This window comes from Protofrankia sp. CiT1, assembly GCF_917627335.1.
Taxonomy (GTDB): Bacteria; Actinomycetota; Actinomycetes; order Frankiales; family Frankiaceae; genus Protofrankia.
Genome location: NZ_CAKJTP010000175.1, coordinates 5,230 through 6,484, shown reverse-complemented (window position 1 = coordinate 6,484; position 1,255 = coordinate 5,230). Strand labels below are relative to the sequence as shown.

Annotated in this window: 2 protein-coding genes; both read right to left on the bottom strand. The window is 70.0% G+C overall.

What is annotated here, in order from left to right; translation table 11 throughout:
* Positions 1-252: phosphoglycerate mutase family protein (locus tag MJ785_RS18990; protein WP_239308683.1), on the bottom strand; the 252-nt coding region annotated here is incomplete at its 3' end.
* Positions 253-308: 56 nt separating this feature from the next.
* On the bottom strand, positions 309-704 hold the full coding sequence (locus tag MJ785_RS18985; RefSeq protein ID WP_239382088.1) for a DUF3618 domain-containing protein: 396 nt from the start codon (positions 702-704) through the stop codon (positions 309-311).
* Positions 705-1,255: the final 551 nt, after the last annotated feature.

The window sequence follows — 1,255 nt, the reverse complement described above, 5'->3', positions numbered from 1 at the left end:
GGCGCCGGCACGGCCGGCCGGGCCAGCCACGCGGGTGAGGCCGGCGAGTTCGGCCGTCCGCAGGGCACGCCGCTTCGGGCTCGCCGCGACCAGCAGGAAGGACCAGAGCGCGAGCCTGCCGGCGAGGCGGACGGCCTGCTTCTCCCCGTCCGGGGTAAGCGGCACGTCCGTCACACCGGTGTGCTGGCCGGACCGGCTCCAGGCGGTCTCGCCATGGCGGATCAACACAAGCCGGCCTGATGGAACAGACACCGACCCTCCCGCACATCGCCTCCGGACATCGGGAGATCACACGACGCGCGTGGACGTCACCAGGCTCGCCGCCGCCGGCGCCGACGGCGGCCGGCGCCGACAACCAGCAGCAGGACACTCCCCGTTATGATCACGCGATCCCAGCGGACGGTGCGTCGCAGGACAAAAGGCGATCCGGTGCCGCCCGCCAGAACCTGGCCGTCTCGCGCCTCATCAACGGCGAAAGTCTTCTCGCTATCCCCGTCAAAGCCCGCGGTAATCGCATCAGGCCCGGCGAATGTGCCGGAGATCACTTTTTGGCGGAGCTCAGCCACCCGGCCCCTGATCTGCTCACCGGTCCGTTCGGCAATCCTTCTGGGACTCACGAGCTCGGCAATCGCGTCTAGAGTCACCGCCAGCTCGGCGCGGGTATTCTCGATCTGCTGCTGGATGGCAGCCGGGTCCTGCGGCACCGATGTCGCCCTTTCCTCCGCGCGATGACTGCCTACCTGATCTTTGGCCCCGTTGGCCTGGGCACCTCGGGAGACTCGCATATCTGGCAACACTGGACCACCCGAAAATACCCGTCCACCGTGTGAAAACACCGTGACGGCCACGAACGGCCGGACCGACGCCGGGGAACCAGTGGCCGTCCGCGGCACGATCACCGGAAACCGGTGAATCGCGGAGCGGGGCGACGGCTGGCCCGCGGTGCTGCCGAGGATCGTGCCAGAACGGGCACCCAGGCGCGAGGCGAAACGGCGGTGGAGCGGCACAGCTCACCAGCCTCGCTGGAGGCAGCCGGAGACTGGCGGAGACTGGCGGAGAGCACGGCCCACGCACCGGTTGTCTACCCTGGTTGGGTGAACTGCCGACCGTGTCCGGGCGAGGAGCGGCCCCGGTGCGCTGTTCGCCCGGCTCTGTCCACGGTGAAGGCGGCTTGGCGCGGACCGCTCGGGCAGGGGGCCCGGCTCGCCGTCCCATCCGTCGCGCTGGCGATGCCTGCTCATCTGCCGTCGGCCGG